This window comes from Methylorubrum zatmanii, assembly GCF_014845115.1.
In the GTDB taxonomy this organism is placed as follows: Bacteria; Pseudomonadota; Alphaproteobacteria; order Rhizobiales; family Beijerinckiaceae; genus Methylobacterium; species Methylobacterium zatmanii.
Map to the genome: position 1 here is coordinate 21,557 of NZ_NKUI01000224.1, position 7,683 is coordinate 29,239.

The 7,683-nt window shown below is 68.1% G+C and carries 6 protein-coding genes; all 6 read left to right on the forward strand.

What is annotated here, in order from left to right:
- The first annotated feature begins 60 nt into the window (after window positions 1–60).
- Entirely contained in the window at window positions 61–2,406 is a 2,346-nt protein-coding gene (locus MZTS_RS21710; RefSeq protein ID WP_048447855.1) for a heavy metal translocating P-type ATPase, read from the forward strand.
- A 194-nt stretch (window positions 2,407–2,600) separates the two neighbouring features.
- Window positions 2,601–3,515, forward strand: coding sequence for a cation diffusion facilitator family transporter (locus MZTS_RS21715; protein ID WP_048447854.1), 915 nt, complete (start codon window positions 2,601–2,603; stop codon window positions 3,513–3,515).
- A gap of 70 nt (window positions 3,516–3,585) precedes the next feature.
- A complete protein-coding gene (locus MZTS_RS21720; RefSeq protein WP_048447853.1) occupies window positions 3,586–4,272 on the forward strand; it encodes a ZIP family metal transporter in 687 nt (228 codons plus the stop codon).
- Between the two features lie 49 nt (window positions 4,273–4,321).
- The gene (locus MZTS_RS21725; RefSeq protein WP_425492767.1) at window positions 4,322–4,939 is read left to right on the forward strand and encodes an MgtC/SapB family protein; all 618 of its coding nucleotides are present in this window, start codon (window positions 4,322–4,324) and stop codon (window positions 4,937–4,939) included.
- Between the two features lie 596 nt (window positions 4,940–5,535).
- Entirely contained in the window at window positions 5,536–6,819 is a 1,284-nt protein-coding gene (locus MZTS_RS21730) for an efflux RND transporter periplasmic adaptor subunit (protein ID WP_048447873.1), read from the forward strand.
- Between the two features lie 15 nt (window positions 6,820–6,834).
- Window positions 6,835–7,683: efflux RND transporter permease subunit (locus MZTS_RS21735; protein WP_192285380.1), on the forward strand; the 849-nt coding region annotated here is incomplete at its 3' end.

The window sequence follows — 7,683 nt, forward strand, 5'->3', positions numbered from 1 at the left end:
ACCGCTCCTTGCTCCTCTAGCGGCTAAAGGTTCTAGGCTGCCGGGGAGCAGGAGGATCTCATGACGGGACACAGTGCGGACGCCGCGCGCGAGAACGGTTCGACCTTCACCTGGAAGGTCGAGGGGATGGATTGCGCCAGCTGCGTCGGCAAGATCCAAACGGCGTTGGCCAAGTTGCCGGGCGTCAGCGACGTCAGGGCTTCGACGATCACCGAGACCCTGACCGCCACGATCGATCAGACCCAGATCTCCTCAAGGACCGTCGAGAAACGCGTGGCCGGCCTCGGCTACACGCTCACGCGCAAATTGCCGCCATCCCTCACTTCCGGTCCCGAGCACGAGCTGCTCGGCCGCCGCGATGCGAACGCAGCACACGGCTGTGGTGAGCCGGGCTGTGACCAGGACGAGCAGGCACCCCTGACGGCGGCAGACCAGCATGACGGCGTTCTCGCAAAGCAAGGGCACGCACATGGCGAGAGCGCTGACAGGCCTTGGTGGCAGGCCAGCAAGGGCCGTCTGGTCCTGTTCACCGGCGCCATGCTCGCCCTGGCTTGGACGATCAAGCTCAGCGTTCCCGCGCTGGCCTTCTGGGCATTCGTGGGCGCGACGCTGGTCGGGGTCACGCCGGTCGCCCAGCGCGCCATCGCGGCCGCGCGCGCCGGCATGCCGTTCACGATCGAGATGCTGATGTCGATCGCCGCTGCCGGCGCCCTGTTCATCGGCGCCGCGGAGGAAGGCGCCCTCGTCGTGTTCCTGTTCGCGGTCGGCGAGGTGCTGGAGGGCGTGGCGGCCGACCGAGCCCGCGCCGGCATCCGGGCGCTCGGCGAACTCGTCCCGAAAACAGCGTTGGTCGAGGAGAACGGCATCGCCCGAGACGTGCCGGCCGCCTCGCTCACGATCGGCCAGACAGTGCTGGTGCGACCGGGCGATCGCATCCCGGCCGACGGCGTCATCCTCTCCGGCACGTCCGGCATCGATGAGTCTCCTGTGACGGGGGAATCCTTCCCGAGCACCAAAGGGGCGGGGGACGGCGTCTTCGCGGGCTCGATCAACCGCGAGGCGGCACTCCGGGTGCGCGTCGCCAAGGCCGCCGAGGATAACACGATCGCGCGCATCATCCGCCTCGTCGAGGAGGCGCAGGAGGCGCGCGCGCCGACGGAGCGCTTCATCGACCGCTTCTCGCGCTGGTACATGCCGCTCATCGTCGGCCTCGCCCTCCTCGTCGTTCTGGTGCCGCCGCTCCTGTTCGGGGGGGCTTGGTCGACCTGGGTCTATCGCGGGCTCGCGCTCCTGCTGATCGGCTGCCCGTGCGCGCTCGTGATCTCGGTGCCGGCCTCGATCGCATCGGCCCTGTCGGCCGGCGCGCGCCGCGGCTTGCTGATGAAGGGGGGCGCCGTGATCGAGGCGGCGGCGAATACGCAGGTCATCGCCTTCGACAAGACAGGCACGCTGACCGAAGGAGCGCCGCGGGTGACGGACGTCGCGGTCTATTCCGGTAGCGAGGCTGAGGTGCTGCGGCTGGCTGCGGCCGTCGAGACCGGATCGAACCATCCGCTCGCCGTCGCGATCGTGGAGTGGGCCAGGACGACGGGCTGCCGGATCCAGCCCGCCGACGGGGTCAGGGCCGTTCCGGGTCAGGGCGTGACCGGCTCGCTCGGCGGGCAGGAGATCTTTCTCGGTGCTCCGCGCTTTGCCGAAGGCGGTACGACCTGGCCGGCCGGGGCGAGCGAGCGGAGCGCCGCGCTTGAAGCGGAGGGCAAAACCGTCACGGCGCTCGTGGTGGGCGGCCGTTTGGTGGGGCTGATCGCCCTGCGCGACGAGCCGCGTCTCGACGCGAAGTCGGCTCTTGCAGCCCTACAGGATCTCGGCATCCGTCCGATCATGCTCACAGGCGACAACGCGCGCACCGGTGCGGCGATCGCGAGCGCGCTCGGTCTGGAGTTCCGCGCCGAGCAGATGCCCGATGACAAGGTCGCGGTGATCCGGGCGCTCGGGGTGGGGGGCCGGGTCATGATGGTGGGCGACGGTATCAACGATGCACCTGCACTGGCGGCGGCGAGCGTGGGTATCGCCATGGGTTCGGGCACCGACGTGGCCCTGGAGACCGCCGACGGCGCGCTCCTGAGGAGCCACACCTACGACGTCGTGGAGATGATCCGCTTGGCGCGGGCCGCCATGGCCAACATCCGCCAGAACATCGCCGTCGCGCTGGGGCTCAAGGCGGTGTTCCTGGTCACGAGCGTGCTCGGGCTGACGGGCTTGTGGATCGCCATCCTGGCCGATACGGGGGCCACCGTGATCGTCACCGCGAACGCGCTGCGCCTGCTCGGGTTCTTCGGTTCCGGCGGCACGCAGGGCGGGGGCGACACGGCGCAGCCGAGCGAGGCTCTCGAGCCCGCGGCGTGAGCGCGTGCGTCCCTGCCCCGCAGTCCGGGCTCATCGCTGGAGGAGCGGCGGTTGGGCCGGTTCGCTGCCCCGAGGAATGCCGGCGCCGCGGCGAGCCATCAGGCCGTGATCGTCAGGGTGTCGACGCATCTTTTTGCTCCGCCGCCCGCGTCACCGGGACGCTGTGATCGTCCGCTCAGGAAAGAGGAACCGGAATGGGTGCAGGGCATGATCATGGAGCAACCCTCGGCGGCTCGGCCGCGGGGCGGCACCGCGGGCGCTTGGTCTGGGCGCTCGGGCTGACCCTGACCTACATGGCCGCCGAGGTGGTCGGCGGCTTGCTGACCGGCAGCCTCGCGCTCCTGGCCGATGCCGCCCACATGCTCACCGACGCAGGAGGTCTTGCGCTGGCACTCCTGGCGATCCGCTTCGGCGAGCGGCCCGCGACGCCGCAGCGGACCTACGGCTACCTGCGCGCGGAGGTGCTCTCGGCGCTGGCCAACGCCGTCGTGCTCCTCGTCCTCACAATCTACATCCTCTACGAGGCCTACCGCCGCTTCGTCGACCCGCCCGAGGTCATCGGCGGCCCGATGCTGGCGGTGGCGACCGTCGGCCTGGTGGTCAACCTGATCAGCATGCGCCTCCTGTCCGGCGGCTCGTCGGAGAGCCTGAACGTCAAGGGCGCCTACTTCGAGGTGCTCTCCGACATGCTCGGCTCGCTCGGGGTGATCGTGGCGGCGGTGATCGTGATGGTCACGGGCTGGCGGCTGGCCGACCCGATCGTGGGAGCCGGCATCGGCCTGTTTATCGTGCCGCGCACCTGGAGTCTGCTCAGCCAGGTCACCCATATCCTGCTGGAGGGCACCCCGCCCCAGGTTGACGTCGTGCTGCTGGAGCGCCGCTTGGCCGAGATCCCAGGCGTGGCCGGCGTGCACGACCTGCACGTCTGGACCATCACCTCGGGTCTCGACGCGATGAGCGGGCACTTGGTGGTGCCTGGGGCGGGTGACGCCGCCCGCGTGCTGCGCCACGCACGGCAGATCCTGGCGGACGAGTTCAAGGTCGATCACGTCACGATCCAGATTGAGGATGCGGCGCTTCGAACCGAGGAAAAGGCTCTGCGCATCTGAGGGACCTGAGCCGCTCGGCCTCCGCCGCCGATGGTGTGTCCCCGTCGCAATCCAGGAATACGGAACTTCGATGTCAGCTTGGGCCTACACGCTCATCCCAGCCCTCGCGACGGTACTAGGGGCCGCCGTCGCCGCCGTGCGTCAGCCTGGCCCGGCGGTCACCAGCGCCGTCCAGCATCTCGCCGCGGGCGTCCTGTTCGCCGCGGTCGCGGGCGAGATCCTGCCCGACCTCAAGCATCAGCAATCCCCGATCGCGGTGATCGTCGGCGGAGCCCTCGGTGTCGCCCTGATGCTCCTGGTCAAGCGCCTGGGAGAGAAGGCGAAGGGGTCGACCGGGCTCATCGCGACGGTCGGGATCGACATCCTGATCGACGGCCTGGTCCTCGGCATCGGCTTCGCGGCCGGGGCGAAGCAGGGCCTGTTGCTGACGGGCGCACTCACGCTCGAGGTGCTGTTTCTCGGGATCGCGGTCGCCTCCAAGCTGAAACAAACGAGCGGATCCGCGGGACGTGTGGTCGGTACCGTGGCCGGTCTCGCGCTCCTGCTGCCGATGGGCGCACTTCTGGGCACGCCGATCGGTGCGCTGCCCGGACCCTATCTCGCCGGCTTCTTCGCCTTCGCGCTCGTCGCGCTGCTCTATCTCGTCACCGAAGAGCTGCTCGTGGAGGCGCATGCCGTACCCGAGCAACCCTGGACTACCGCGATGTTCTTCATAGGCTTCCTCGGCATGCTGGTGATCGAGGAGATCGCCACCTGAGTCGTGCCGGCTCGCGCATCGGCGATCATGCTGAAAGCTACCTTTGCCCGTGGGGCGCACCGCGCAACGCTATCGAGAAAGAACCGTCACGTCGATGAAGTTCACGGCCTTCAGCCTCTGGGAGGTGGCATCCCATCTCGTCGATCTCGCGATCGCCTACGCGCTCGCGGCGCCGATCGGGTGGGACCGCGAGCAGGAGGAGCGCTCGGCCGGCATCCGCACCTTTCCCCTCGTCGCGGTTGCCGCCTGCGGCTTCGTGCTGGTCGCGATCCGCGTGCTCGGGGCGGACTCGACGGGACAGGCCCGCATCCTGGAAGGCGTGATCACGGGCGTTGGCTTCATCGGCGGCGGTGCGATCCTGAAGCATGCCGGGCGTGCCTCCGGCACCGCGACCGCCGCCAGCCTGTGGGCCACGGGCGCACTCGGGGCGGCGGTGGGCTACGGCCTCTATGACATCGCCGCCATCCTGAGCCTCGTCACCTATCTGACGCTGCGCTACCTCGTGCCGCTGAAGCAGGCCGCCCACCACGGTGGGGGCGATGCCAACGGTAGAGGATCCGAAACCGATCCAGAGGAGCCGAAAACCGATACGGCCGCGCGTTCGTCGGGCGCCGTGCCGGACCGGAAAGGGGCAGCCAATCCGTCATTTCCCGGCAGGGACGCTTGAAGCAGTCTCAGGCGACGAAGTGTCTCATTCCGGCCAGAGGGGTGCATACCTTGTGCTTGCTTGCGGTCGATCGTAGATCAGGGCTGCGATGACGAGCCTGCGGTACCCTTGGATGAGCGACTCGGCGCGCCTGCTGCGCGCTGCCGTGGCGTGCCTGGTGGCCTTCGTGTTCGCTTTCTCCATCATCACCTCTGAAACTGCCGCGGCACCGAGCCCCATCCAGAGCGATGGTCTGCTGACGCTGTCGTCGCAGTCGGCTGCGGATCACACAAGCTCTAGCGACCCAGCGGATGCGGGCATTCTGCTCCACGTTCACTGCGGATGTCACCAAGTGATGCGGGCCGAGCCGGTCACGTTCGAGCCGGTTCGGACGGCTGACAGAGTCGTCTATCGCGTCCAGACCGAGCCGCTCGCCTCCCGTCCCGCCTCCCCGCTCCGCAGACCGCCCCGAGTCTGACCCGTCCCACCGCTGCGGTGGGTGTTCGTCGCTCGAGCCTGACCCAGGTGCCGGGCGTTGAGGTCATGTGGGGTTTGGGACCGATCGACTGCGCGCCGTCGCGCAGTCGACACCCGAAGACCCGGTCGAGGTCAGCGTCATGCGTGCCATTCTCATTTTGATAGTTCTGGCGGTGGGCGTCGCGATCGGCGGTGCCGTCCCGCGCGTGTCTCAGGTCATCCAGGGAGCCTTGGCGGCGACGGGCCTGATGAAGACGGAGCCCGTTCCGGAAAACCCAGCGGCTCCGAAGGCCGAAGCCGAGAAGCCGGCCGGCGAGAAGGCGGAGGACCATGCCGCCGAGGGGCAGATCAAGATGTCGCCCGAGCAGATCACCAACCAGGAGATCGCGGTCGCATCGGTCGAGGGCGGTGTGCTCTCACGGCACCTGATGGCGCCCGGCACAATCACGCCGGACATCGACCGGGTCGCGCGGGTCCCCGCCCGGGTCGTCGGCACCGTAGCGGAGATGCTCAAGCGTCTGGGCGATCCCGTGAAGAAGGGCGAAGTCGTCGCCGTCCTCGACAGCCGCGAGGTGGCAGATGCCAAGAGTGAGTATCTGACGGCATCGGTGCGCGCCGAGTTGGAGAAGACCAACTACGACCGGCAGCAGGCGCTCTGGGATAAGCGGATCTCAGCCGAGGCCACGTTCCTTCAAGCACGAGCTACCTATTCCGAAACGCAGCTGCGCCTGAACCTAGCCCGGCAGAAGCTCTCCGCTCTGGGGCTCAACGCGGATGAGGTTGCGGCGGCGCAGAAGCGGGATGAGGCTACCCCGAACCAGTCGAGCCTGCGTCGATACGAGTTGCGCTCGCCGCTGACTGGACGCGTCGTTGAGCGCAAGGTCGACGTCGGGACGACGGTGGGCGGTCAGGGTGACCCGGCCGACCTCTACACAGTCGCCGACCTCTCCACAGTCTGGGTAGAGCTCGCGGTGCCGACCACGGATCTCGCCAAGGTTCGGGAAGGCGCGGAGGTTCTGATCGCCCCCCGAGACGAGGATGCGGGCCAGCGGGCAAAGGGCAAGATCATCTTCGTCAGCCCGATCCTGAACGCTGAGACCCGCTCGGCCCGCGTGATCGCGGCGCTGCCCAACCAGGATTTCAGCTGGCGGCCGGGCACCTTCGTCTCGGCCGAAATCCAGGTCGGCCAGGACAGCGCCAAGGTGAAGGTGCCCCGCGACGCACTCCAGAGCATGGGTAATGAGAAGGTCGCCTTCGTGCGCACCGCGGACGGCTTCGAGCGACGTGATGTCAAAACGGGCAAATCGGACGATGAGTCGGTCGAGATTATTGCCGGTTTGACCCCGGGTGAGGAGATCGCCGTTAAGAACACCTTCCTCCTCAAGGCTGAGCTCGGCAAGGGCGAAGCCGAGCACCACGACTGAGACGGGACGCTCGCCATGATCAGTCGCATCCTCGACTTCTCGGTCCACCAGCGCTGGCTCGTGGTGCTGCTGTCGCTGCTCGCCGCCGGCTTCGGTGTGTTCTCGCTGACCAAGCTGCCCATCGACGCGGTGCCGGACATCACCAACAACCAGGTGCAGATCAACACGGTCGCGCCCTCCTACTCACCCGTCGACATCGAGAAGCAGGTCACCTACCCGGTCGAGACCGCGCTCGCTGGCATCAAGGGGCTCGAATACACCCGCTCGCTGTCGCGCAACGGCTTCTCGCAGGTCACCGCCGTCTTCAACGAGAAGCTCGACATCTACTTCGCCCGGCAGCAGGTCGCCGAGCGCCTCAACCAGGTCAAGAGTGACCTGCCGCCCGGGGCCGAGCCGCAGATGGGCCCGGTCTCGACTGGCCTGGGCGAGATCTACATGTGGACAGTGAACTACAAGAAAGCCGGCGAGAAAGCGCCCGTCCTCGACGGTAAGCCGGGCTGGCAATCCGACGGCAGCTACCTGACCCCGGAGGGGCAGCGCCTCACGACCGAGCTGGAGAGATCAGCTTATCTCCGCACGATCCAGGACTGGATCATCCGCCTTCAGATCAAGACCGTCCCGGGCGTGGCCGGCGTCGACGGCATCGGCGGCTACGAGAAGCAGTACCACGTCCAGCCCGATCCCGCGAAGCTGACCGCCCTCGACCTCTCGTTCGGCGACGTCGCCCGGGCGCTCCAGGCCAACAACGCCAACCAGGGTGCGCGCTACCTGGAGGACAACGGCGAGGGCTATGTCGTGCGCGCGGCCGGACGCCTGGAGAGCATGGACGAGATCGCCAACGTCGTCGTCACCACCCGCGGCGGC